We start from the raw sequence: 24,725 nt of genomic DNA on the forward strand, positions 1-24,725 counted from the left end.
GCGCCGCTCACCGGCTCCCGGCGTCACCGCCCGGGGCCTCACCGTAGGGACCGCCGTACGGGGCTCCGGGGACCTGACCGTAGGGGCCGCCGTACGGACCACCGCGGGGACCGCCCGTCCAGCCCCCGCCGAACTTGGGGCAGGGGCCGAAGCGGTTGGGGCCGGGCTCGCTGTCCTGGGCGAGGAGCACGAGCAGGACGATCGGCCCGGCCAGGGGGACCGCCGAGATGAGCATCCACCACCCGGAACGGCCGGTGTCCTGCAGCCGCCGCACGGTCACCGCCAGGCTCGGCAGCACGAACCCCAGGATCACACCCAGGAGGGCCAGGCCGCCCACGCCCTCCACGACGTCGACGACGGCACTACCCGGCCCCGCCATGCCGGCGAGCGTCGCGAAGAACTGGCCCACCAGGACGACGGCGAGGAACGCGACGTAGGAGAAGAAGTAGAACCACCGGAACTCCGAGCGGCGCGCACGACCGCGGAACCGGGCCTACTGCGACAGGACACTGCGCACGGCCGTGACGGGGTCCATCGATCTCCTCTGGCGGTCTCCGGCGCGGGCGGCGGAACTCCAGCGACTCCGGACGTCCGTCCCCTCCACGCCGTCGCCGCACCCGGGACCGGCGCGGGATCGCGCCGCAGCACTAGCCTCGGTGCATGGCCCACGACCCCGGCAGCGCCCTGCCCCCGGCGGCGAAGGCGCTGGCCGACGCCATCACCGCCAGCGTGCGGGCGGCGGAGGCCGGCGACACCCCCCGCTACGCCGAGGCCGTCGCCCGGCTCGCGACGGCCGAGCCGGAGCACGTCCGCCTGCTGCTCGGCTCGGTGGTCCGCTCGCTGCTGGAGGAGCTGCACCCCGACGGCATCGACGCCGACGACCTGCGCGAGGCCGTGCACCGCTGCGCCCGCGGCACCGCGACGTGGACCCCCGCCCCTCCGGAGGTGGACCCCTACGCCCTCGTCGTCCTCCTCGCCGGTGCCCTCGGCGTGCACCCCGACACCCCGTCGCCCGCGGCGGACGAGGAGGAGTCCTGGCCCGCTCCCCGCCCCGTCCCCCCGGCCGCCGTCGCCTTCCTCGCCCCGCTCCTCCTCGCCGACCTGCTCTCGCGCTCGCGCCGGCGGCTGGCGCCGGCGCTGGGCGCGGCGTTCGCCGAGATCGCCCGCGCCGAGCGGATGGAGATGCCGTAGCGGCGGGCGGCGGCGCGGCTACTTCAGCCCCGACTCCGCCTCCTGCAGGGCGGCGAACTCCTCCTCCGGGGCGCTGGCGACCAGGTGGTGACGGGAGTAGAACCAGAAGTAGGCGAGGAAGGCGACGAACACCGCCGCCGTGATGCCGGCCGCCCGTTCGTCCACGAAGAAGGTCGCGACGACCGCCATGGCCGACAGGACCAGCGCGATGCCCGTGGTGACCGTGCCGCCCGGCGTCCGGTACGGGCGCTCCAGGTCCGGCTCCCGGCGGCGCAGCACGATGTGGGACAGGTTCATCAGGACGTAGGAGACGGTCGCCCCGAACACGGCGATGTTGATGAGCAGGCCGCCGTCCTGCGTCCACGCAGCCAGCACGAAACCGATCGCGGCGGGCACCAGCAGTGCGAGGTACGGCGTCTTGCGCCGGCCGGTGACCGACATCCAGCGCGGCAGGTACCCGGCCCGCGACAGCGCGAAGAGCTGGCGGGAGTAGGCGTAGACGATGGAGAAGAAGCTCGCGACCAGACCCGCGAGGCCGACCCAGTTCACGAAACCGGCCAGCAGGCTGTCCTCGCCGCGGGCGATGCGTGCGGCCTCCGGCAGGGGGTTGCCCGAGTCCTGCATGGCGGCGGAGCCCGCCGCGCCGGGGGCGAGCAGGAGCACGCCGGCACCGAAGACCAGCAGCGCCAGCATCGCGGCGATGATGCCACGCGGCATGTCGCGGCGCGGGTTGCGCGACTCCTCCGCCGCCAGCGGGACGCCCTCGATCGCGAGGAAGAACCAGATGCCGTAGACGAACGCGCCGATCACCCCGGCGTAGCCCATCGGCAGGAACTCCGAGGCCCCGGCGGCGTCGGTGGGCGCGATGTCGAACAGGTTCGCCACCTCGAAGTGGCCGATCATCCCGGCCATCCACACCAGCAGGGCGACGACCGCCAGGGCGGTGATCCCGAAGATGACCTTCATCGCCTCCCCCACGCCCCACAGGTGGATGCCGACGAAGAGGGCGTAGCAGGCCAGGTACACCGGCCAGGGACTCGGCAGGCTGAAGAGCTGCAGCGCCTCGACGTAGCTGGCGATGAAGGTGGCGATGGCCGCCGGGGCGATGGCGTACTCGATGAGGATCGCCACGCCCGTGGCGTAGCCGCCGAGCGGACCGAGCGCGCGGCGCGCGAAGCCGTAGCCGGCCCCGGCCACCGGCATCGCCGAGGACATCTCCGCCAGCCCGAACACCATGCACGTGTACATCAGGCCCATGAGCAGGAAGGCGATCAGCAGGCCACCCCAGCCGCCCTCGGCGAGCCCGAGGTTCCAGCCGGAGAAGTCCCCGGAGATGACGTAGGCCACGCCCAGACCGGCCAGCAGGAGCCAGCCCGCGGCGCCCTGGCGCAGCTGCCGCTGCTGCAGGTAGTCGTCGGAGACGCGCTCGTAGCCGGCGCGGGAGGGGGTGGAGCGTCGCTGCGTACTCATGCGGTCCTCCGAACCAGGTGGAGCCCGGTGCCGGCGGAGCCCAGTACCGGGTGGCGCTCTCGGACGGTGCAGCCGGACCGTGCCCGCGGGGGCAGCGCAGTCCGGCGGAATGGATCGTCGGTGGTCCTTATCCAGCGGGCCGCCGAGCATGCCGCCCCGCGCCGCAGCCGTCAACGGTCTTGACATGACGCTGCGTGAGGACTTCGATGCGGCCAAATGGTCCGCCGTCGAACCAAAGGGGCGGGCCGATGCCGTCGTTCGGAGGAGGACGCCGTGGGCCCCACCGGCACGCAGGACACCGCCCCGCCCCAGGTCGTCGAGACCCCGGCCGCGACGGCACCGCTGTCCCTGCAGGACCTGCGCCACGACATCGCCTCCGGGCGCGTCGAGACGGTCCTCGTCGCCATGACGGACATGCAGGGCCGGCTCCAGGGCAAGCGCGTGACGGGGCGCTACTTCCTCGAGGAGGTGCTGGAGCACGGCACCGAGGCGTGCAACTACCTGCTCGGCGTCGACGTGGAGATGAACACCGTCGGCGGTTACGACATCACCTCCTGGGACCGCGGCTACGGCGACTTCCTCCTCCGCCCGGACCTCGCCACGCTGCGGCGCATCCCCTGGCACCCGGGCACCGCCCTCGTCCTCTGCGACGTCCTCACCCTCGACGGCGACCCCGTCGCGCCCTCCCCCCGTCAGGTCCTGCGCCACCAGCTCGACCGCCTCGCCGGCCGGGGGCTGCGGGCGATGGCCGCGACGGAGCTGGAGTTCAACCTCTTCGGCGTGACCTACGAGCAGGCGCAGGCCGCCGGGTACCGGGACCTGCGCCCGGCCAACGGCTACAACATCGACTACTCCCTCCTCGGCACCGGCCGGGTGGAGCCGGTCCTGCGGCGGCTGCGGCGGGAGATGGACGGCGCCGGGCTGTACACGGAGTCCGCCAAGGGCGAGTGCAACCTCGGCCAGCACGAGGTCGCCTTCCGCTACACCGACGCCCTGACGACCTGCGACCAGCACTCCGTCTACAAGCTCGGGGCGAAGGAGATCGCCGCCCAGGAGGGGATGTCGCTGACGTTCATGGCGAAGGTGGACCAGCGCGAGGGGAACTCCTGCCACATCCACCTCAGCCTCACGGACGCCGACGGCCTGCCGGTCTTCGCCCAGGGGAACGGCACCGAGATGTCGCCGCTCTTCCGCTCGTTCCTCGCCGGCCAGCTCGCGGCACTGCGCGAGCTGACCCTGCTGCTGGCGCCCAACATCAACAGCTACAAGCGCTTCGCCGCCGGCTCCTTCGCGCCCACCGCGGTCGCCTGGGGCTACGACAACCGCACGTGCGCCCTGCGCGTCGTCGGTCACGGCCCCTCCCTGCGCATGGAGAACCGCGTGCCCGGTGGCGACGCGAACCCGTACATGGCGGTCTCCGCGCTGCTGGCCGCCGGGCTGCACGGCGTCGAGCAGGGACTGGAGCTGGCGGAGCCGACGCGCGGCAACGCCTACACCGGCGACGCCGAGCGGGTCCCGACGACCCTGCGGGAGGCCGCGGAGCTGTTCTCCGCCTCCCGCATCGCCCGCGACGCGTTCGGCGACGAGGTCGTCGACCACTACACCCGCGCCGCGCAGGTCGAGGTCGAGGCCTTCGACGCCGCCGTCACCGACTGGGAGCGGGCCCGTGGCTTCGAACGCCTCTGACGCCGCGGGCGGCTGCTCGCCACCGGTTCCGGGGCGGCGGCCGCTCATCGGGCTGACGACCTACCTGGAGGCGAGCCGGCACGGGGTGTGGAACGTGGTGTCCGCCCTGCTGCCGGCCGCCTACGTCGACGGCGTCCGCGCCGCCGGTGGCCGCCCCGTGCTGCTGCCCCCCTGCGGGCCCGGTGCGCCGGCGTGGTCGCCGGAGGAGCTCGCCGACCTCGACGCCCTCGTCCTCACCGGCGGCGCCGACGTCGCCCCCGCCTGCTACGGCCAGCAGCCGGCACCCAGCACCGGCAGCCCCTCCCCCGAGCGCGACCACAGCGAGATCGCCCTCCTGCGCGGCGCCCTGGCGCTCGGGCTGCCGGTGCTGGGGATCTGCCGCGGGGCGCAGGTGCTCAACGTCGCCCTCGGCGGGACGCTGCACCAGCACCTGCCCGACGTGCTGGGCAGCCCACGCCACCAGGTCTCCCCCGCGGTCTTCGCGTCGACGACGGTGCGGACCGAACCGGGCTCGCGGGTGCACGGGCTGCTCGGCGAGGAGGTGGAGGTGCGCTGCTACCACCACCAGGCCGTCGACCGCCTCGCCGAGGGCCTGCGCGTGGCGGCCCGGGCGCCCGACGGCACGGTGGAGGCCGTGGAGGCCGCCGACCCCGGCGCGGGGTTCTGCGTGGGCGTGCAGTGGCACCCCGAGCAGGACGAGCGCGACGTGCGCCTCTTCGCCGCCGTCGTCGACGCCGCCCGCCGGCGCGGGACGACGGGTGCCGACGGGCGCGGACAGCGGGTCGAGGAGGGGGTCCGGTGAGCACGGGAACGTCGGAGGCGGTGCACGAGCTGGTCGACCCGAGCACCGGGCAGGTGTTCACCACCGTCGCCCTGCACGACACCGCCGCCACCGACGGGGCGGTGTCGCGGGCCGCGGCGGCGTTCCGGCGGTGGAGTGCCGTGGCCCCCGCCGACCGGGCGAGGTTGCTGCGCCGCTTCGCCGACGCGGTCGACGCCGACGCGGAGAACCTCGCCGCGCTGGAGGTCAGCGAGGCCGGGCACACGCTGGCGGGGGCCCGCTGGGAGGCGGCCAACGTCCGCGACGTGCTGGAGTACTTCGCCGGGGCGGTGGAGCGCCATCTCGGCGACCAGATCCCGGTGGCCGGCGGCCTGGACGTCACCTTCCACGAACCCCTCGGCGTGGTGGGCGTCATCGTGCCGTGGAACTTCCCCATGCCCATCGCCGGCTGGAGCATCGCCCCGGCCCTGGCCGCGGGGAACACCGTCGTGCTCAAACCCGCCGAGCAGACCCCGCTGACCGCGCTGCGGCTGGCGGAACTGGCCCTGCAGGCTGGCATCCCCGAAGGGGTCCTCCAGGTGCTGCCCGGGCGCGGCTCCGTCGTGGGGGCGCGGCTGGTGGAGCACGAGGACGTGCGCAAGATCGTCTTCACCGGCTCGACCGCCGTGGGCCGGCAGGTGATGGCCGGCGCCGCCCGGCACGTCAAGCGCGTCACCCTGGAGCTGGGCGGGAAGAGCGCCAACATCGTCTTCGCCGACTCCGACCTGGAGCGCGCCGCGGCCACCGCCCCCGACGGGGTCTTCGACAACGCCGGGCAGGACTGCTGCGCCCGCTCCCGCATCCTCGTGCAGCGCAGCGTCCACGACCGCTTCCTGGAGATGCTGGAACCGGCCGTCAAGGCGGTGCGGGTGGCGGACCCGAGGACGCCGGACGCCCAGATGGGGCCGCTGATCTCCGCCGCCCAGCGCGAGCGCGTCGCCTCCTTCCTCACCGACGACGCGCTCGGCGGCGCGGAGGTGGCCTTCACCGGCACCGCACCGGCCGGTCCGGGGTTCTGGTTCCGCCCGACCGTCGTGCTCGCCCCCGACCCGAGGGTCCGTGTGGCGACCGAGGAGGTGTTCGGGCCGGTGGTGACCGTCACCCCGTTCGAGGACGAGGCCGACGCCGTGCGCATCGCCAACGACAGCCGCTACGGGCTCTCGGGCTCCATCTGGACCCGCGACCTCGGCCGCGCGATCCGCGTCTCGCGGGCGGTCGAGGCCGGGAACCTGTCCGTGAACTCCCACTCCTCGGTGCGCTACTGCACCCCCTTCGGCGGGGTGAAGGAGTCCGGCCTCGGCCGCGAACTCGGCCCGCGCGCTCTCGACGCCTTCACCGACGTCAAGAACGTCTTCATCTCCACCGACTGACCCCGCCGGACGAGAGGCACCAGCCGTGACCGACAACCCCACCTCCGCCGCTGGCGCGCCGGAGACCCCCACGTCGCGTCGCCTGCCCGGCCGGGTCGCGGTCGTCACCGGCGGCGGCAGCGGCATCGGGCTCGCCACCGTCCGCCGCCTCGCCTCCGAGGGCGCCTCCGTCGTCGTCGCCGACGTCGACGACGCAGCCGGCAAGGCCGCGGCCGAGGAGGTCGGCGGCCTGTTCGTGCGCACCGACGTCACCGACGCCGACGAGGTGGAGGCGCTCTTCGCCGCGGCGCAGCGCACCTACGGCTCCGTCGACATCGCCTTCAACAACGCCGGCATCTCCCCGCCCGACGACGACTCCATCCTCACCACCGGGATCGACGCCTGGCGGCGGGTGCAGGAGGTCAACCTGACCTCGGTGTACCTGTGCTGCAAGGCTGCGCTGCCCTACATGCGTTCCCAGGGCCGCGGCTCGATCATCAACACCGCCTCCTTCGTCGCGGTGCTGGGGTCCGCCACCTCGCAGATCTCCTACACCGCCTCCAAGGGTGGCGTGCTCGCCCTCAGCCGGGAGCTCGGCGTGCAGTTCGCGCGGGAGGGCGTCCGCGTGAACGCGCTCTGCCCGGGCCCCGTGAACACGCCGCTGCTGCGGGAGCTGTTCGCGGCCGACCCCGAGCGGGCCGCGCGCCGCCTCGTCCACGTGCCCATGGGCCGCTTCGCCGAGGCCGAGGAGCTCGCCGCCGCGGTCGCGTTCCTCGCCAGCGACGACGCCTCGTTCATCACCGCCTCCACGTTCCTCGTCGACGGCGGCATCTCCAGCGCCTACGTCACCCCCCTCTGAGCGCACCGTCGGGGAGGTGGCGGCGATGACGGGTGACCCGGGGCAGGCCGTGGGAGCGCCCGCGCCCCGGGCGACGGCCCCGCAGCCCGTGATCCTGCGTCCGCTGCGCACCGGCAACGCCTTCGAGGAGACCGTCGAGCGGCTGCTGCAGACGATCCGGCTCGGGCTCGTGCCCCCCGGGGACCGGCTGCCCGCCGAGCGGGACCTCGCCCTGCAGCTGGGCGTGTCCCGGGCGACGCTGCGCGACGCGCTCGCCGCGCTGCACGCCGCCGGGTGGGTCGAGGCACGCCGCGGCCGCACCGGCGGCACCTTCGTGCGCGACTCCCCACCGCCGTCCGCCGGGACCGCTCCCGCCCCGACGGCGGAGGAGGTGGAGGACGTCCTGGCGCTGCGCTGGGTCGTGGAGGTCGGCGCGGTGGAGGTGGCGGCCCGCCGGGAGCTGCGGGCCGCCGAGCGCCGTGAGCTCGACGGGCACCTGCGCGTGGCCGAGAGCGCCGACGCGCGCGACTACCGCCGCTGCGACTCCCGGCTGCACCTGGCCCTGGCCGAGGCCAGCGGCTCCCCCTCGCTCGTGGCCGCCGTCGCCGACGCCCGCACCCGGCTCAACGCCCTGCTCGACCGCATCCCCCTGCTGAGCGTCAACCTTCAGCACTCCAACGCCCAGCACCGCAGCATCGTCGCGGCGGTCCTGGCCGCCGACCCCGAGCGGGCGCGGGCGGCGATGGTCGAGCACGTCGAGGGCAGCGCCGCCCTGCTGCGGGGCTTCCTCAGCTGAGCGCCCCCGCCGACGAGGTCCGGCGGCGGGGGCCGGGCGGCGAGGTCCGGGCGGTGCGTCGCAATCCCCTCGCCCGCGGCGGTGCCGTCGGGCAGGCTGTGGCCGTGCCGAGACTCGAGGCCTCCCGCTACCTGTCCGCCCTGCGCGCCGACACCGCCCGCATCGTCGCCCTCGCCCCCGGCGCCCTGGACCGCCCGGTCCCGGGATGCCCCGGGTGGAACGTGGCCGACGTGCTGCGCCACCTCGGGGAGGTCTACCTGCACAAGGCGGCTTCCGTCCGCCTCGGACGGCGGGCCCCCCAGGACGGGGTGCCACCCGCTCCGGACGACGACGCCGCCCTCCTGCCCTGGCTGGACGACGCTCTCGGCACCGTGCTGGCCGCCGTCGGCGGCGACCCCGAGGCACCGGCCTGGTCGTGGTGGCCGCCCGACGCGACGATCGGCTTCTGGCAGCGGCGGATGGCTCAGGAGACCCTCGTGCACCGGGTCGACGTGGAGCAGGCCGCGGGCCTGAGCGCCGACGTCGACGGGGAGCTCGCCGCGGACGGGGTCGACGAGGTGCTCACGGCGTTCCTGCCGGTCTGGCTGCCGCTCGACGGGCCGGGAGCGGGACTGCCCGCCGACCTCACCGCCCACGTGGCCGTGCGCACGACGGGACCGGACGCCGCCGGGCGGAGCTGGGACGTCCGCGTCGACGGCCTGCGCGCCGAGGTGGGCGGGCCTGCCGGTGACGCCCCGGCTGTGCTGGAGGGACCGCCCGGCGCGCTGCTGCTGTGGGCGTGGGGCCGCGGGGACGCCGCCGCCCTGCGCGTCGGCGGCGACCGCGGACAGGTCGACGCCCTGCGCAGGGCGCTGGCCGCGGCCACCGTCTGAGCCCCTCGCGCCGAGCCCCTCGCCGTACGCCGCGACCTCAGGCGAGGAGTCGGCTGAGCTCCTCGGACTGCGCCGTGACCACGCTGCACAGGTGCTCGATCTCGGCCTCGCGCCAGCGCCCCGCCGTCAGCCGCTCCACGGCGGCACGCCGGTGCTCGGGGTTGACGATCCGCTCGGAGATCTCGATGCCCGCGCTGACCGCAGCCGCCAGCGGCACGGACACACCACCACGGGCCACCTGCAGCAGGCCCTCCGGCATGTCGGCGGGGAACCCCCACGACGCCAGCGCCTCCGCCGACAACCGCACGTGGGTCACGCCGTAGGCGCGGGACTCCGCCACCAGGAGATCGGCGCGGTCCGGCGAGGAGGCCACCAGCTCGCGGTAGCCGTCGTCGCAGCGGTGCAGCAGCGCCTGGCCGAGACGAGCCAGCAGCCCCAGGCCGAAGGCGTCGGGTGCACGCACCCCCAGCCGGGGCGCGAGTTCGCCCGAGGCCACGGCGCAGAGCAGGCTGCGCTCCCAGAACCGCTCCGGCAGCGCGCTCTCGTCGTCCAGGCCGGCCATCGCCGCGACCGCGAGGCTGCGGACGGTGGAGAAGCCCACGACGGTGACGGCGAAGGAGGGGCTGGAGACCCGCCCGCGCAGCCCGAAGTAGGCGGAGTTCGCCAGGCGCATGAGCTTCGCGGTGAGCGCGGGGTCGTAGGAGACGACCTCCCCCAGCGTCTTGGCGGAGCTGCGCAGGTCGTCGGCGGCCCCGATGACGCGCGCGGCGACCGGGCGCTGCGCCGGAAGGTCGTCCAGCGCGGTCGCGATGCGACCCAGGACGTCCGCTGCTGCCGCGGAACCGTCAGCGGTGAGCTGCACTTGGCGCCACCTCCGTGTGTGGGGTTCCCGCCCCTGCGGCGGAAATCGAGGTCAGGTGCTGGGCAGGACGCGCGTCGGGCGGCCCCGCCGGGCGCGGCAGCGCCGCCTGCGCGGCCGGGGACGGCGTGGCGGAGGACGGTGCGGTGGAGGACGGCGCGGGTGCCGCGGCGTGCGGGAGCGGACCGCCCCGCAGCAGCAGTTCGAGGATCTCGCTGGCCACCAGCGGGTGGGAGTACAGGTAGCCCTGCGCGGCGTCGCAGCCGAGCTCGGCCACCACCGCCGCCTGGTCCGTCGTCTCCACGCCCTCGGCGATCGTGCCGAGGCCGAGAGCCCTGGCCAGCGCCACGACGGCCGTCGTGACGGCCCGCGCGCTGCGGGCCGAGTCCGAGCAGAGGTCCTTGATGAAGCTGCGGTCCACCTTCAGGTGGTCCACCGGCAGCTCCCGGAGGTACGTCAGCGAGGAGTACCCCGTGCCGAAGTCGTCGACGGCGACGCTCGCGCCGAGCCGGCGCAGCTCCTCCAGCGCCTCCTTGCACGCGGCCGTGTCCGTGAGCACCGCGGTCTCGGTGATCTCCAGGCAGAGGTCGCGCACCTGCAGGCCGGCGGCCTCCACGGTCTCCTGCACGCGCCGGGCCAGACCCGGGACCGCGAGGCTCACCGCGGAGAAGTTGACCGCGACCGTCGCGGGGGCGCGCTCACCCAGGCGCTCCCGCCAGGCGGCGAGGTCGCGGCAGGCCACGTGCAGCACGTGGGCGTCGAGGGCGGGGACGAGGTTGTTCTGCTCCGCCAGCGGCACGAACACGGCAGGGGAGATCGCGCCGAGCTCCGGGTGGCGCCAGCGGCACAGCGCCTCCAGCGACACGATCTGGTCCTCACCGGCCTGCGGGTCACCGGTCAGCACGACGGGCTGGTAGACGACGTCGAGGGTGCGCTGGGCCAGGGCCTGGCGCAGGTCCGCGACCAGGCGCAGGGACCGGCGCGCCTCGGCCACGGCGTCGGCGTCGGCCACCGCGAAGCGGTCCTTGCCCGCCGACTTCGCCGAGTACATGGCGATGTCGGCGTCGCGCAGCACCTGCTCGGCGGTGACGTGGGTGGCGTCCAGCACGACGATCCCGATGCTGGCGGAGGGGCGCACCCGCACCCCCTGCACGTCGACCGGGATGGAGACCGCGTCGATGATGCGCTGGGCGGCCACCGACGCGCCGGTGGGCCCGTCGAGGCCCCGGCAGAGGAGCACGAACTCGTCGCCGCCGAGGCGGGCCACCACGTCGTCGCCGCGGACCACGGCGGAGAGGCGGTGCGCGACCTCGATGAGCAGGGAGTCCCCGCACTCGTGGCCGAGGCCGTCGTTGACGACCTTGAAGTCGTCGAGGTCGAGCAGGAGGACCGCCAGCTGCTCCTCGCGCCGGCGGGGCGCCGGGGCCAGCACGGCCGTGAGCGCCTCCGTCAGCGCCGCGCGGTTGGGCAGACCGGTGAGGAGGTCGTGGCGGGCCTGGTAGGCGAGGCGGTGCTCCTGCGCGAGGCGCTCGGTGACGTCCTCGACGGTGCCGACGAAACCGGCAGCCTGCCCGGGGCTGTTGGCGGGGGCCAGCGTCACGTGGGCCCAGCGGATGTGGCCGCTGCGCTGGCGCAGGCGCACGTCGGCCTCGGCGTGCTGGCCCTCCAGCGCGGTGGAGACGCAGTCCAGCAGTGCCGCGAGGTCGTCGGGGAGGACGTGCTCCAGCCATGCGGTGCCGCACAGCTCCTCGGCGGGGGCCTCCAGCAGCCTGGCGAAGGCGTCGTTGACGTGGGCGAGGCGGGCGCCGACGTCGGAGACGACCGTGGGCGCCGGGGAGCGGGTGGACAGTGCGGCGAAGCGGTCCTCGACGCGCTGGGTGCGCTCCCGGCCGACGGGGGCGGGGCTCTCGATGCGCACCGCCCACCACTGCTCGTCCGGGTGCAGACCGCGGGAGGCGCCGGGGGTGGGCGAGGCGATGGCGTCGACGCGCTGCGTGGAGCCGTCGGCGTGGCGGGCCTGCACCGGCCAGCGCACGGACCGCTCCCGGCGCAGCCGGTCGGAGGCGGCGATGCCGTCGGCGGGTTCGAGGATGCCGTCGAGCTGGGTGTGGACGAGCTGGCTGACCTCGCGGCCCAGCAGGGTCGCGGCCGCGCCGTTGGCCCAGCGGACGGCGGGGGCACCGCGCTCGGAAGTGGCCACGACGAGCAGCGGCAGGTCCACGGCGGAGGCGAGGTGCACGAGAGCGGACGCGACGACCTCGTCCACGCTCCCCACCCCCTCGAGCCGCACCGCACCGCTGTCTGCTCCAGCGGTGTCGTTCTCTCATCGGCATCCGGCGGCGGAAGTTGACTGCCGTACCACCGGAGGGCCCCGGGGGGCGGTCGGGGGTGTCCGCGCCGGGCGCACGCGGCCCGGCCCCCACCCGCGGGGAACCTCCGCGGGTGGGGGCCGGGCCGGACCGGGTGGGGACCCGGGTGGGGCGCTCAGGCGCGGACCAGCGACCTCAGCACGTACTGCAGGATGCCGCCGTTGCGGTAGTAGTCCGCCTCACCGGGGGTGTCGATGCGCACGACCGCGTCGAACTCCACCGCGGCGCCGTCCTCCTTCGTGGCCGTCACGTGGACGGTGCGGGGCGTGGCCCCGGAGTTCAGCTCGGTGATCCCGCTGATGTCGAACGTCTCGGTGCCGTCGAGGCCGAGGGAGGCCGAGGTCTCCCCGGCCGGGAACTGCAGGGGCAGGACGCCCATCCCGATGAGGTTGGAGCGGTGGATGCGCTCGAAGCTCTCCACGATCACGGCCCGGACGCCGAGCAGCGCGGTGCCCTTCGCCGCCCAGTCGCGCGAGGAGCCCGAGCCGTACTCCTTGCCGCCGAGGACGACCAGCGGGATGCCCTGCTCCGCGTAGTGCTGCGCCGCGTCGTAGATCGTCGTCTGCTCGCCGCCCGCGGTGAAGTCGCGGGTGAAGCCGCCGGAGACGCCGTCCAGCAGGAGGTTCTTCAGCCGGATGTTGGCGAACGTGCCGCGGATCATCACCTCGTGGTTGCCGCGGCGCGAGCCGTAGGAGTTGAAGTCGTGGCGGGCCACGCCGTGCTCGGCGAGGTAGCGGCCGGCGGGGCTGTCCGGCTTGATGGAACCGGCCGGGGAGATGTGGTCGGTGGTGACCGAGTCACCCAGCAGGGCCAGCACCCGCGCGCCGGTGATGTCGGTGACGTCGGTGGGCTGGGCCGGCATCCCGTCGAAGTACGGGGGCTTGCGGACGTAGGTGGAGTCCGCGTCCCACTCGAAGGTGTCGCCCTCGGGGGTGGGCAGCGAGCGCCAGCGCTCGTCGCCGGCGAAGACGTCGGCGTAGCCCCTGCCGAACATCTCCTGCGTGATGGCCTCGCCGATCACGCGCTCGACCTCGGTGGAGTCCGGCCAGATGTCGCGGAGGAAGACGTCGCGGCCCTCGGAGTCGGTCCCGATGGGGTCGTTCTCCACGTCCCAGTCCATCGTGCCGGAGAGGGCGTAGGCGATGACCAGCGGCGGGGACGCGAGGTAGTTCATCTTCACGTCCGGGTTGATGCGGCCCTCGAAGTTGCGGTTGCCCGAGAGCACCGCGGTCACCGCGAGGTCGTTCTCCTGGACCGCGGCGGAGACCTCCTCCGGCAGGGGGCCGGAGTTGCCGATGCAGGTCACGCAGCCGTAGCCGACGAGGTGGAAGCCGAGCTTCTCCAGGTAGGGGATCAGCCCCGCCTTCTCGTAGTAGTCCATGACGACCTTGCTGCCCGGGGCGAGCGAGGTCTTGACCCACGGCTTCGCGGTGAGGCCGCGCTCGACGGCGTTCTTCGCGAGCAGCGCGGCGGCCATCATCACGGAGGGGTTCGACGTGTTCGTGCAGCTGGTGATCGAGGCGATGGCCACGGCGCCGTGGTCGACCTCGGTCTGCGTGCCGTCGGACATGGTGATCGGCACCCGCTTGCGGGGGCGCCCGCTCACCGCGTCGGCGTCGGTCACGACGTGCGGGGCGTCCTCCGCCTCGTTCCCGCTCGGCTGGACCGGGTCGCTGGCGGGGAAGGACTGGGCCGAGGCCTCGTCGGCGGCCGACTCGACGCCGTAGGGCGTGCCCTGCTGCGGAACGCCGGGCTTGCGGTCGTCGGTGCCGGTGACGTCGTCGCTGACGTAGTCGGCCAGCGCCGTGCGGAAGGCCTCCTTGGCCGAGGTCAGCTCGATGCGGTCCTGCGGGCGCTTGGGGCCGGCGATGCTCGGGACCACCGTGGACAGGTCCAGCTCGAGGTACTCGGAGTACTGCGCCTCGCGGCTGGGGTCGTGCCAGAGGCCCTGTTCCTTGCAGTACGCCTCCACGAGGGCGACCAGCTGCTCGGAGCGGCCGGTCAGGCGCAGGTACTCCAGCGTCACGTCGTCGATGGGGAAGATCGCCGCGGTGGAGCCGAACTCCGGGCTCATGTTGCCGATGGTGGCGCGGTTGGCCAGCGGCACCGCCCCGACGCCCTCGCCGTAGAACTCCACGAACTTGCCCACGACGCCGTGGCGGCGCAGCAGCTCGGTGATGGTCAGCACCACGTCGGTGGCGGTGGCGCCGGCGGGGATGGAGCCGCTGAGCTTGAACCCGACCACGCGGGGGATGAGCATGGAGACGGGCTGGCCGAGCATCGCAGCCTCGGCCTCGATGCCGCCGACGCCCCAGCCGAGGACGCCGAGGCCGTTGACCATCGTGGTGTGGGAGTCGGTGCCGACGAGGGTGTCGGGGTAGGCCAGGCGCTCCCCACCGACCTCGCGCTCGAAGACCACGCGGGCCAGGTGCTCGATGTTGACCTGGTGGACGATGCCGGTGCCCGGGGGCACGACCTTGAAGTCGTCGAAGGCGGTCTGGCCCCAGCGCAGGAACTGGTAGCGCTCCTTGTTGCGGCCGTACTCGATCTCGACGTTCTTCTCGAAGGCGTCCTGGGTGCCGTAGACGTCGGCGATCACGGAGTGGTCGATGACCAGCTCGGCGGGGGCCAGCGGGTTGATGCGCGTCGGGTCGCCGCCGAGGTCGGCGACCGCCTCGCGCATGGTGGCGAGGTCGACGATGCAGGGGACCCCGGTGAAGTCCTGCATGATCACGCGCGCGGGCGTGAACTGGATCTCGGTGTCCGGCTCGGCCTGCGGGTCCCAGCCCGCCAGTGCGCGGATGTGGTCGGCGGTGATGTTGGCGCCGTCCTCGGTCCGCAGGAGGTTCTCCAGGAGGATCTTGAGACTGAAGGGCAGCCGCTCGGCGCCCTCGACCGCCGCGAGGCGGAAGATCTGGTACTCCTGGTCCGCTACGCTTAGGCTAGCCTTAGCTCCGAAGCTGTTCTGGCTGCTCACCCTGAGCTCCTCACTCGTCGTCCGCGTCGTTGCCGACCGTCCGGTCCGGGCCATCCTGCCGCATCCGACCCGTCCGCTCACCAGCAGTTGTCTCGACGTCAAGATATCACGGGGAGGGCGCCCGGCCCAGGCCCCGCCGCGCCCCGAGCCCCCGCCGCGGCGGGACGCGGCAGGCCCTCAGGACTCCCCGGCCGGCACCAGCAGCGCCACGCACTCCACGTGCTGCGTCATCGGGAACAGGTCGAACGCCCGCAGCGCCTGGAGCCGGTAGCCGAGCTCCCCGAACGTCGCCACGTCCCGCGCCAGCGCCGCCGGGTCGCACGCCACGTACGCCACCGCCCGCGGCCCCAGCGCCGCCAGCCGCTCCACCACGCCGCGCCCGGCGCCCGAGCGCGGCGGGTCCAGGACCACCACGTCCGCCCGCTCCCCCGCCTCCCCGCCCGCGAGCGCCTCGTCCACCCGCGACGCCACCAGCCGCACCTGCCCCTGGCCGTGCAGGTTGCGGCGGGCGTCGCGCACCGCGCGGGCGTCCGACTCCACCGCCAGCACCGTGCCCGTCACCCCCACGGCCTCGGCCAGGGCCGCGGCGAACAGGCCCGCACCCGCGTACAGGTCCAGCGCCCGCTCGCCGGGCTGCGGACCCAGCGCCCCCAGCACCGCCTCCACCAGCACCGCCGGAGCGCCCGGGTGCACCTGCCAGAAGCCCGCACCGCTCACCCGGAAGCGGTGCTCGGCCCCCGCCGCGACGACCCGCTCCTCCAGCCACGTCCGGCCACCGCGCTGCTCCAGCGTCCCCGGGGCCGTCCGCACCGCCAGCGACGCCTCCCGCAGGCGCGGCAGCGGCAGCCGCCGCGGCACCGCCTCGCCCTCCGCGGGCGTCACCACGACCAGCGGCGCCCCCTCGCCGGAACCGACCGCCACCTCCACCTGCGCGGCGTGCTGCCAGCGCTCCTGCAGCACCCCGGTGCCGATCACGCCGCCCTCGGTGATCGGGCAGTCCTCCAGCACCACCACCTCGTGGGAGCGGTGCCGGCGCAGGCCCGCCCGGCCCTCGGCGTCGACCGCGAAGGCCGTCCGCGTCCGCCAGCGCAGCCCGTCCTCGTCCCCCGGCACGGCCTCCACCACCACGGGCAGCTCCAGCCCCGCCAGCCGGCGCAGCTGCTCCGCCACCACCGCCGCCTTCAGCTCCCGCTGCGCGGGCAGCGCCACGTGCTGGAAGTCGCAGCCGCCGCACAGCCCCGGCCGCGCCACCGGGCACGGCTGCTGCACGCGGTCCGGGCTGGCCTCCAGGACCTCCACGGCGTCGGCGCGCCAGAACTTCGAGCCCTCCCCGCCCTCGGTGACCCGCACCCGGACCCGCTCACCGGGGATCGTGTGGCGGACGAAGACGACGCGACCGCCGTGGCGGGCCACGCAGTGGCCGCCGTGCGCGACCGGGCCCACCTCGACCTCGAACTCGGTCCCGACCGCGGAGTCGTCGCGCTGCCGCTCCTGCCGCTGCGGGCGCCCGCCCGCGCGCCGCACCGGGCGCCCGCGCCGCGGCCCGGCCCCGCCGTCGCGGCTCATCGCCCACCCCGCCGGGGCCGCTCGTCCGGCGTCGGGCCGAAGGTCCCCCGCCGCACCGCACCCGGCGCGGACCGCTCGATGCGCTCCTCCGCACCCGCCGACGAGCTGAGCTGCCACGGCACGCTCGCCACCATCACCCCCGGCGTGTAGCGCAGCCACGTCCGCAGACGCAGCGCCGACTGGTTGTGCAAGAGCGCCTCCCACCAGTGACCCAGCACGTACTCGGGGATGTAGACGGTGACCAGGTCGCGCGGGTAGCGCGCCCGGATGTCCTTCACGTGCTGCACGACCGGGCGGATGATGTCGCGGTAGGGGGAGTCCAGCACCGTCAGCGGCACCGGGATGCCCGCCTCCTCCCACTGCCGCTGCAGCGCCGCGGCCTCCTTCGGGTCCACCGCCACCGTGACCGCCTCCAGCGCCGTCAGCCGCGCCGCCCGCGCGTACGCCAGCGCCCGCAGGGTCGGCTTGTGCAGCTTCGACACCAGCACGACACCGCGCACGCCCGAGGGCAGCGCGCGGGCCTGCGGGGAGTGCTGCGGCTCCAGCTCCCGCGCCACCGCCGCGTAGTGCCGGCGGATCAGGCGCATGTTGACGAACAGGAACGCCATCGCCACCAGCGCCAGCCACGCCCCCTGCATGAACTTCGTGGTCAGGACGACGACGAGCACGAGTCCCGTCAGGCTCACGCCGACGGTGTTGATGGCCCGCGAGCGCCGCATCCGCCGCCGCTTCACCCGGTCGGTCTCGGTGCGCAGCAGCCGCGTCCAGTGCCGGACCATCCCCAGCTGGCTGATCGTGAAGGACACGAAGACGCCCACGATGTAGAGCTGGATCAGCTCGGTGACGCGCGCGTCGAAGACGACGATCAGGACGATCGCCGCACCGGCGAGGGCGATGATGCCGTTGGAGAAGGCGAGCCGGTCCCCGCGCGTGTGCAGCTGCCGGGGCAGGAAGCCGTCCTTGGCGAGGACGGAGGCCAGCACCGGGAAGCCGTTGAACGCGGTGTTGGCCGCCAGCACCAGGATGATCCCGGTCGCCGCGGCCACCAGGTAGAAGGCCGGCGAGAAGTGGTCGAAGATCGCATCCGCGAGCTGCCCGATCACCGGGGTCTGCACGTAGTCCTCGCCCACCGGCACGCCGTCGCGCAGCAGCTGCTCCGCCGGCACCTCGGCGTAGCGCAGACCCGTCAGGTTCGCCAGCGCCACGATGCTCATCAGCATCGTGGTCGAGATCAGCCCGAGCAGCAGCAGCGTGGTCGCCGCGTTGCGGCTCTTCGGCTTGCGGAAGGCCGGCACGCCGTTGCTGATCGACTGCACGCCGGTCAGGGCGGCGCAGCCGGAGGAGAAGGCCCGCAGGATCAGGAAGCCCCCGGCCAGACTGGTCAGCCCGGCCGTGAAGTGGTCCTCGGCCCGCAGCTCCAGCTCCGCGCTGGCCACCTGGGGCAGGTCCCCGAAGAGGTAGCGGAGGAAGCCCCACGCCGACATGCCGAGGACCGCGACCATGAAGAAGTAGGTGGGGATCGCGAACGCCGCGCCGCTCTCCTTCATCCCGCGCAGGTTCGCCGACATCAGCACCAGCACCAGGCCCACCGCCACGAGCGTCTCGTGGCCGCGCACGAACTCCAGCGCCGTGGCCGCGTACTGCGCGGCCGCGGCGATCGACACCGCCACCGTGAGCACGTAGTCCACCAGCAGCGCGCTGGCCACCCCCAGTCCGGCCGTGGGCCCCAGGTTGACCGTCGCGACCTCGTAGTCGCCACCGCCCGAGGGGTAGGCGTGCACGTTCTGCCGGTACGAGGTGACCACCACGAGCATCACCAGCAGCACCGCGAGCGTCACCCACGGAGACACCGTGTAGGCCGCGATGCCCGCGATGGACAGGGTGAGGAAGATCTCATCGGGCGCGTAGGCCACCGACGACAGGGCGTCGGAGGCGAAGACCGGCAGCGCGATGCGCTTGGGCAGGAGCCTCTCCGACAGCTTCTCGCTGCGGAAGGGGCGCCCCACCAGCAGCCGCTTGGCTGCGTCGGTGAGATCTGCGACGGAGGGCACGAACGGCCATGCTAGGCGCCTGCCGCGCTGCGCACCGGCCGGGCACCGGGGTGCACTCCGACCGGCCCAGCGGGCGGCGCGGTAGCGTTTCCGCCGCCGGACCCGGGCCGGTGAGCAGGACCGCCACAGGCCGAGGAGAACCGGAGCGGCAGTGCACATCGTGATCATGGGGTGCGGGCGCGTGGGCTCCACACTCGCCGTCACCCTCGAGCGGCTCGGCCACCGGGTCGCCGTCATCGACCAGGACCCGGACGCCTTCCGCAGGCTCGGGTCCGGTTTCGGCGGCCGCCGCGTCACCGGGGTGGGCTTCGACCACGACACCCTCCTCGAGGCGGGCATCGACCACGCCGGCGCCTTCGCCGCCGTCTCCAGCGGCGACAACTCCAACATCATCGCCGCGCGGGTGGCGCGGGAGAAGTTCGGCGTCGAGACGGTCGTCGCCCGCATCTACGACCCGGGCCGCGCCGAGGTCTACCAACGCCTCGGCATCCCCACCATCGCCACGGTCCGCTGGACGGCCGACCAGGTCCTGCGACGCCTCCTGCCCGACGGGCCCGTCACCGAGCACCTCGACGCCAGCGGCCGGGTGGCCCTCGCCGAGGTGCCCGTCCACATCGCCTGGGTCGGGCAGCGGCTCTCCAGCCTGGAAGAGGCCGCCGAGGTCCGCGTCGCCTACCTCACCCGCCTCGGGGTCGGGCTGCTGCCGACCGCCGCGACCGTCTACCAGGAGGGCGACGTGCTGCACGTCGCCTGCGACCAGACCCGGATCGCGGAGGCGAGCGCCGTGCTGGCCGCACCGCCGGCGGAGGAGGACTGATGCGCGTCGTCATCGCAGGAGCGGGCATCGTGGGACGCTCCATCGCCCGCGAGCTGCTGGCCAACGGCCACCGCGTCCTCCTCGTCGACCGCTCCCCCGCCGCCATGAAGATCGCCAGCGTTCCGGACGCGCAGTGGCTGCTCGCCGACGCCTGCGAGATCTCCAGCCTCGACGAGGCGCGCGCCGCCGAGTGCGACGTCGTGGTCGCCGCCACCGGCGACGACAAGGCCAACCTCGTCGTGTCCCTGCTCGCCAAGACCGAGTACGGCGTCCCGCGGACCGTGGCCCGCGTGAACAACCCGAAGAACGAGTGGCTCTTCGACGAGGCGTGGGGCGTCGACGTCGCGGTCTCCACGCCCCGGCTGATGACGGCCCTGGTCGAGGAGGCGGTCAGCGTCGGCGAGCTCGTGCGGCTCTTCACCTTCCAGCAGAGCCGCACGACGATGTCGGAGTTCACCATCGACGAGGGCAGCCCCGTCCTCGGCTACACCGTCGGGCAGGTGCACTTCCCGCACGACACCGTCCTGCTCGCCATCGTCCGCAAGGACCGCCCCACCGCGCCGTCGGCGGACGACGTCCTCGAGGCCGGCGACCACCTGCTCTTCCTCAGCTCCCCGGAGTCCGAGCCGGAGCTGCAGTCGCTGCTCGCCCCGGCCCGCGACGGCGACTGACACCGGCCCCGCACGCGGATGGGCCCCCGGCGCACGACGCGCCGGGGGCCCATCCGCGTGCGGGGCCGGTCCGGCTCAGGGCTCGGCGCGGGTGGGGGCCGCCGCCCCCGTCGGGGGGCCGTCCTCGGGCCGGTCCTCGCCCAGCGCCGAGACGTCGGTCAGCGGGGTGTGCCCCCGCAGGAGGATCGCGGCGATCACGGCCACGCCTGCCACCAGCAGCGGCCAGCCGAGCACCAGCTTGGAGACGGCCAGCGCCGTGGTGTACCCGGCCAGCAGCAGGGGCAGCTGCACCACCACCCGCAGCAGGTACATGGCGAGGAAGACGCCCGTGACCCGCTGGCACAGCCGCACCACCCCCGGGTCCCGCCGCCAGGCCGTCACCTCCCCCGCCACCGAGCCGACGAGGAAGCCGAGCACCGGCCAGCGCGCCAGCATCGAGGCGGCGAAGACCACGGCCAGGCCGGCGTTGTAGAGGATGCCGGTGAGGAAGTAGTCCTCCGTCCGCCCGGTGCGGGCCGCGATGGCCGCGGCGATCGCGATGGCAACGATGCCCCCGAGGGCGTGCTGCACCGTCTCCCGGCGCGCCAGCCGGATGACGACGGCCACGACGAGCACCGCCACCGCGGCGGTGATCGCCGTGCGCAGGTCCTCCCGCCACAGCCAGGCGAGGAGGAAGGCCAGCGCCGGCGCCGCCGACTCCGCCATCCCCCGCCAGCCGCCGAGGGCGCTGTCGAGGCGGTGGCGGACGACCTCCTCCACCGTCGTCGGCACCACCGCCGACCCGCCGGCGCCCGCGGCGGCGGTCACACCGCCTCCGAGCACAGCAGCTCGTAGCGGGGGTTGAAGATGACGCGGCGCCCGTCGTCCTCCACGACCATCCCCTCGGCCATGATCCGGCGGCCGACGTCCACCCCGGCGATGCGGCGGCGGCCCAGCCAGACCAGTTGCACCGTCCCCGAACCGTCGAACAGCTCCGCCTGCAGCGTGGGCACCCCACCGCGCGGCTGCAGCGTCACGGAGCGCACGGCCCCGCAGACGCAACCGCGCTGCCGCAGCGGCAACCGCTCGCACAGGGTTCCCCCGTGCCGGGCGGCCACCTCCTTCTCGTCCGCGGCGGCCAGGTCCAGCTCCGAGGCGGTGAAGCGCTGCAGCACCCGGCGCCAGCGCGGCCCGGTGCTCATCGACGAGGACTTCGACACGGCACCAGCGTAGGCGCCGCCTCCCCCGCTGGGGAGGCGGACCCGCTGGCAGACGCCCGGTCAGCGCACCTCGGTGATCTCCGGGCCCCGCTCGAAGGGCTGCAGCGGGTCGCGCCCGCCCTCCGGCGCCTCCGCGGCCGGCTCGCCCTCGGGCTGCTCGGCGCCGGGCTCGCCGCCCTCCCCCGGAGCCGGCGGCAGCTGCGGCAGCTCGAAGAACAGGACCTCGCGCGGGGCCATCGCCTCGCTGCCGCGCACCACCACGACGTCGCGCAGCACCGACTCCAGCGGCTCCGCCGCCGCCGGGTCGTGCGCCGCGGGCCCGACGAAGACCGCGCGCAGGAACCAGCGCGGCCCGTCGATGCCGACGAACCTGGTCGGCTGGTGACCGGTGCGCCCGTCGGAGGTCCGCACCGGCAGCCGGGCCACCAGCTCCCGGCCGAAGGTCCCGTCCACCTCGTCCACGGAACCGCCCTGGGCCACGGCCGACTCGGCGATCTCGGCCCGGATCTCGTCCCAGACGCCGAGCGTGCGGGGGGCCGCGAAGACCTGCAGCTGCACCTGGGATCCGGCCAGCCCGACGATCAGCGCGATCGGCCGCTGGCTCTCCTCCTGGATCTCCATCCGGATCTCCATGCCCTCGCGCCCGGGCAGCCACACGGCCCCCAGCGCCAGCCGCTCCCCGCGGCCCTCGACCTCAGAGACGTCGAAGGGACCGGAGGAGCGGTCGAAGCTGCTGCCCGCCTCCGCGGCCTGCTCCGTCTCCGGGGCGTCCTGCTGCGCCACGTCCGCGGTGGTCTCCGCGGCGGTGGTCCCGGCAGCGGTCGTCTCCGCGGCGGTGCCCTCCGTGCCCGGGGCGCCGCTCGAGTCCTCCGAGCGGCGGCGTCGGAAGATGCTCATCCTTCAGCCCTCTCTGCTGTTCCTGTCGGTGCTGCCCCGATGTCCTGCTGCCCCGATGTCCTGCCGCGCGCCGACCAGGGCCGAGGCCCCGCCCGTCGAGCCGTGCCCGCCGGTGCCGCGCTCGGACTCCGGCAGCCGCGCCACCTCCACGAACCGCACCCGCTCCACCCGCTGCACCACCAGCTGCGCGATGCGGTCGCCCGCCCGCAGCTCGACGCTGCGCTCGCGGTCGGTGTTGAGCAGCGTGACGCGGATCTCGCCGCGGTAGCCGGCGTCGACGGTGCCCGGCGCGTTGAGCGTGGTGACCCCCAGCCTGGCGGCCAGTCCGGAGCGCGGCACGACGAAACCGGCGAACCCCTCCGGCAGGGCGAGCGCCACCCCCGTGGGCACCGTCACCCGCTGGCCCGGCCCCAGGGTGACGTCCACCCGGGTCGTCAGGTCGGCGCCCGCATCGCCCGGGTGGGCGTAGGAGGGCACCGGGACCGCCGCGTCGGAGCGCACCAGGGGCACCTCCAGCGTCCCCGCGGGGGAGCCGGAGGGCGGGGCGGCGCTGGACCCGTCCGGTGTGCTCACGGTCGCCGACCCTACTCCCCGCCCGTGAGACGCTGACCGGCATGAGCAGCAGCGCCGGTCCCGCCGGGGCGGGCACCTCCGCCGGCCCGGGCCACCGCGAGCGACTCTCCCCCTCGGCGGGCACCTGGGTGGCCTGCCTCGGCATCGCCCTCACCGCGGGCTTCGTGCCGCTGCCCGTCCTCGGGCCGGCCGGCGCGCTGGTGGCCGCCCTGGTCGCCGCCGCAGCCGTGACCGCGGCGCTGCTCGCGGCGTCGGCGCGCGTGGAGGTCTCCGGGGGCACGCTCGTGGCGGGCCGCTCCCGGATCCCCCTGCACCACCTCGGGCGGGCCGAGCCGCTCGACGCCGGCGCCATGCGCCGGGTGATGGGCCCGGACGCGGACGCGCGCGCCCACCTCGTCACGCGCGGCTGGGTGCGCACGGGAGTGCGGGTCGCGGTCGAGGACCCCGAGGACCCCACCCCCTACTGGCTGATCTCCACCCGGCGGCCCGCGGAGCTGGCCGCCGCGCTGCGCCGCCCGTAGCGGGCGCCCCGCCCGGCGGACCGGGAGGAGCGCCCGCCGGGCGCCGGCTCAGGCCGCGCACTCCTTGCAGACGAAGGAGCCGTTGCGCTCGCCGGCGAGCTGGCTGCGGTGGTGCACCAGGAAGCAGCTGGAGCAGGTGAACTCGTCCGCCTGGCGCGGGAGGACCCGCACGGACAGCTCCTCGTTGGAGAGGTCCGCCCCGGGCAGTTCGAAGCCCTCGGCAGCCTCCGTCTCGTCCTCGTCGACCGTGCTCGAGGACTTGTCCGTGCGCCGGGCCTTCAGCTCCTCGAGGGAGTCCTCGTTGAGCTCGTCGTCGGTCTTGCGCGGTGCGTCGTAGTCGGTGGCCATCGCGTGCCTCACATTCCGAAATCTCTCGTCCGGCCCTCCACCTGGCGTGGCCAGTCGTGACGGTGCCGCCGGAGCAACGTCTGGCGCTCCGGATCCATGCCCGACCGTTCCCCGTGAGCGCCCGCCGACACGTGGGCGGACGGTGGAGGTGGTCCACCGCGGCGGGCTCCGGGGAGGCCGGGCGACCACGGATTGTGCCGCACCTCGGCGATCACTTCGACTCGGGTGCCGTCCCGGCCGGTGAGCCGCCCGGGTGGCCGGTGCCGTGCCGACTTGGTCCACCGCACCGCGCGACCGTACGCTCGTCCCACTGGCAGCCGAGGCCGCCGGAGTCTCCCAGACCCGGTGCAGCCGGAGCCAGCAGGACACGCCGCGACGTGATCGGGCAGGATGCCGCCGTCCGAGGATCTCGCAGCACCACCCCCGCCCCACCGACAGTGCCCCACCCGCGACACCCCGCCGCCAGCGGGGCAGCGAAATCCCCCCACCCCGCACGCCGCCCGGCGCCGCGGGAGCTGCCCCAGGGCCGCCCAGCCCCCACCCAGGAGGTGCCCGCCATGTCGCTCCCCCAGACGACCCCCGTGCCCGAGGCCGCCGCGACGGCGCGCCCGTCGCACTTCCAGCAGGAGATCGAGGACCGCGCCCAGCGTGCGCGCGCCTCCATCGAGCGCGCCACCGCCGAGGGCGAGGACTACCTCGCCGAGGTCCACCTCGCCGAACTGGAGTCCCTGGTCCGCCTGGCCTCCGAGAACGACGTCGACCTGCCCGCCGCCCGCGACTACCTCCGCGCGCAGCGGGTCATCGACCTCACGGCGCTGGAGGAGCGGGCCGCAGCGCCCTCCTGCGGCGCCTGAG

Annotated in this window: 22 protein-coding genes and 1 pseudogene; 11 read left to right on the top strand and 12 right to left on the bottom strand. The window is 74.7% G+C overall.

What is annotated here, in order from left to right:
- Positions 1-7: 7 nt before the first annotated feature.
- Positions 8-481: pseudogene (locus CLV92_RS22690) on the bottom strand (DUF805 domain-containing protein); the annotation flags it as partial.
- 179 nt (positions 482-660) lie between these two features.
- Here CLV92_RS22690 and CLV92_RS00260 point away from each other — a divergent pair.
- On the top strand, positions 661-1,191 hold the full coding sequence (locus CLV92_RS00260; RefSeq protein WP_104430801.1) for a hypothetical protein: 531 nt from the start codon (positions 661-663) through the stop codon (positions 1,189-1,191).
- An 18-nt stretch (positions 1,192-1,209) separates the two neighbouring features.
- On the opposite strand, the gene eat is transcribed toward CLV92_RS00260, so the two are convergent.
- On the bottom strand, positions 1,210-2,661 hold the full coding sequence (gene eat, locus CLV92_RS00265; protein WP_104430802.1) for an ethanolamine permease: 1,452 nt from the start codon (positions 2,659-2,661) through the stop codon (positions 1,210-1,212).
- A gap of 273 nt (positions 2,662-2,934) precedes the next feature.
- Here eat and CLV92_RS00270 point away from each other — a divergent pair, with 273 nt between their 5' ends.
- The 6 genes from CLV92_RS00270 to CLV92_RS00295 all read left to right on the top strand — a co-directional run bounded on the left by CLV92_RS00270 (position 2,935) and on the right by CLV92_RS00295 (position 9,022).
- Complete coding sequence (locus CLV92_RS00270) at positions 2,935-4,347, top strand: glutamine synthetase family protein (RefSeq protein WP_245886263.1); 1,413 nt, start codon at positions 2,935-2,937, stop codon at positions 4,345-4,347.
- The gene (locus CLV92_RS00275; protein WP_104430804.1) at positions 4,328-5,149 is read left to right on the top strand and encodes a gamma-glutamyl-gamma-aminobutyrate hydrolase family protein; all 822 of its coding nucleotides are present in this window, start codon (positions 4,328-4,330) and stop codon (positions 5,147-5,149) included. Before CLV92_RS00270 ends, CLV92_RS00275 begins: the two co-directional genes overlap by 20 nt.
- On the top strand, positions 5,146-6,537 hold the full coding sequence (locus CLV92_RS00280) for an aldehyde dehydrogenase family protein (protein ID WP_245886265.1): 1,392 nt from the start codon (positions 5,146-5,148) through the stop codon (positions 6,535-6,537). The genes CLV92_RS00275 and CLV92_RS00280 overlap by 4 nt, the downstream gene beginning before the upstream one ends.
- A 25-nt stretch (positions 6,538-6,562) precedes the next feature.
- Complete coding sequence (locus CLV92_RS00285; RefSeq protein ID WP_104430805.1) at positions 6,563-7,375, top strand: 3-oxoacyl-ACP reductase; 813 nt, start codon at positions 6,563-6,565, stop codon at positions 7,373-7,375.
- A gap of 25 nt (positions 7,376-7,400) precedes the next feature.
- A complete protein-coding gene (locus CLV92_RS00290; protein ID WP_104430806.1) occupies positions 7,401-8,150 on the top strand; it encodes a FadR/GntR family transcriptional regulator in 750 nt (249 codons plus the stop codon).
- A gap of 104 nt (positions 8,151-8,254) precedes the next feature.
- Entirely contained in the window at positions 8,255-9,022 is a 768-nt protein-coding gene (locus CLV92_RS00295; protein ID WP_158257081.1) for a maleylpyruvate isomerase family mycothiol-dependent enzyme, read from the top strand.
- Between the two features lie 37 nt (positions 9,023-9,059).
- Here the strand turns inward: CLV92_RS00295 and CLV92_RS00300 are convergent, their stop codons facing one another.
- From CLV92_RS00300 to CLV92_RS00320, 5 genes are all read right to left on the bottom strand, one after another.
- On the bottom strand, positions 9,060-9,884 hold the full coding sequence (locus CLV92_RS00300) for an HDOD domain-containing protein (protein ID WP_104430808.1): 825 nt from the start codon (positions 9,882-9,884) through the stop codon (positions 9,060-9,062).
- The gene (locus CLV92_RS00305) at positions 9,868-12,147 is read right to left on the bottom strand and encodes a putative bifunctional diguanylate cyclase/phosphodiesterase (RefSeq protein WP_158257082.1); all 2,280 of its coding nucleotides are present in this window, start codon (positions 12,145-12,147) and stop codon (positions 9,868-9,870) included. Before CLV92_RS00305 ends, CLV92_RS00300 begins: the two co-directional genes overlap by 17 nt.
- A 218-nt stretch (positions 12,148-12,365) precedes the next feature.
- Positions 12,366-15,227, bottom strand: a complete 2,862-nt coding sequence (locus CLV92_RS00310) for an aconitate hydratase (RefSeq protein WP_281256873.1) — start codon at positions 15,225-15,227, stop codon at positions 12,366-12,368.
- 177 nt (positions 15,228-15,404) lie between these two features.
- Positions 15,405-16,793 carry a class I SAM-dependent RNA methyltransferase gene (locus CLV92_RS00315; protein WP_104430811.1) on the bottom strand — a complete coding sequence of 463 codons (1,389 nt, stop codon included), beginning with the start codon at positions 16,791-16,793 and terminating at the stop codon, positions 15,405-15,407.
- A complete protein-coding gene (locus tag CLV92_RS00320; RefSeq protein WP_245886266.1) occupies positions 16,790-18,844 on the bottom strand; it encodes an APC family permease in 2,055 nt (684 codons plus the stop codon). The genes CLV92_RS00315 and CLV92_RS00320 overlap by 4 nt, the downstream gene beginning before the upstream one ends.
- A gap of 151 nt (positions 18,845-18,995) precedes the next feature.
- Here CLV92_RS00320 and CLV92_RS00325 point away from each other — a divergent pair, with 151 nt between their 5' ends.
- A complete protein-coding gene (locus CLV92_RS00325; RefSeq protein ID WP_104431217.1) occupies positions 18,996-19,661 on the top strand; it encodes a potassium channel family protein in 666 nt (221 codons plus the stop codon).
- Positions 19,661-20,332, top strand: a complete 672-nt coding sequence (locus CLV92_RS00330; protein WP_104430812.1) for a potassium channel family protein — start codon at positions 19,661-19,663, stop codon at positions 20,330-20,332. Before CLV92_RS00325 ends, CLV92_RS00330 begins: the two co-directional genes overlap by 1 nt.
- A 75-nt stretch (positions 20,333-20,407) precedes the next feature.
- Here CLV92_RS00330 and CLV92_RS00335 read toward each other — a convergent pair whose 3' ends face one another.
- The 4 genes from CLV92_RS00335 to dut are packed head-to-tail and all read right to left on the bottom strand — an operon-like array spanning position 20,408 to position 22,944.
- Positions 20,408-21,139, bottom strand: a complete 732-nt coding sequence (locus CLV92_RS00335) for a DUF3159 domain-containing protein (RefSeq protein ID WP_245886270.1) — start codon at positions 21,137-21,139, stop codon at positions 20,408-20,410.
- Positions 21,136-21,531, bottom strand: a complete 396-nt coding sequence (locus CLV92_RS00340; RefSeq protein WP_245886271.1) for an OB-fold nucleic acid binding domain-containing protein — start codon at positions 21,529-21,531, stop codon at positions 21,136-21,138. Before CLV92_RS00340 ends, CLV92_RS00335 begins: the two co-directional genes overlap by 4 nt.
- Positions 21,532-21,591: 60 nt before the next feature.
- Positions 21,592-22,428, bottom strand: coding sequence for a DUF3710 domain-containing protein (locus CLV92_RS00345; protein ID WP_104430813.1), 837 nt, complete (start codon positions 22,426-22,428; stop codon positions 21,592-21,594).
- 3 nt (positions 22,429-22,431) lie between these two features.
- Positions 22,432-22,944 carry a dUTP diphosphatase gene (dut, locus tag CLV92_RS00350; RefSeq protein WP_104431220.1) on the bottom strand — a complete coding sequence of 171 codons (513 nt, stop codon included), beginning with the start codon at positions 22,942-22,944 and terminating at the stop codon, positions 22,432-22,434.
- Between the two features lie 98 nt (positions 22,945-23,042).
- Between dut and CLV92_RS00355 the strand changes: the two genes are divergently transcribed.
- The gene (locus tag CLV92_RS00355) at positions 23,043-23,522 is read left to right on the top strand and encodes a DUF3093 domain-containing protein (RefSeq protein ID WP_104430814.1); all 480 of its coding nucleotides are present in this window, start codon (positions 23,043-23,045) and stop codon (positions 23,520-23,522) included.
- A 48-nt stretch (positions 23,523-23,570) separates the two neighbouring features.
- Here the strand turns inward: CLV92_RS00355 and CLV92_RS00360 are convergent, their stop codons facing one another.
- On the bottom strand, positions 23,571-23,870 hold the full coding sequence (locus tag CLV92_RS00360; RefSeq protein WP_104430815.1) for a DUF4193 domain-containing protein: 300 nt from the start codon (positions 23,868-23,870) through the stop codon (positions 23,571-23,573).
- A gap of 557 nt (positions 23,871-24,427) precedes the next feature.
- Between CLV92_RS00360 and CLV92_RS00365 the strand changes: the two genes are divergently transcribed.
- Positions 24,428-24,724 (top strand): hypothetical protein, encoded by a 297-nt coding sequence (locus CLV92_RS00365; RefSeq protein WP_104430816.1) that lies wholly within the window; start codon positions 24,428-24,430, stop codon positions 24,722-24,724.
- Position 24,725: the final 1 nt, after the last annotated feature.

The organism is Kineococcus xinjiangensis (assembly GCF_002934625.1).
GTDB classification, from domain to species: Bacteria; Actinomycetota; Actinomycetes; order Actinomycetales; family Kineococcaceae; genus Kineococcus_A; species Kineococcus_A xinjiangensis.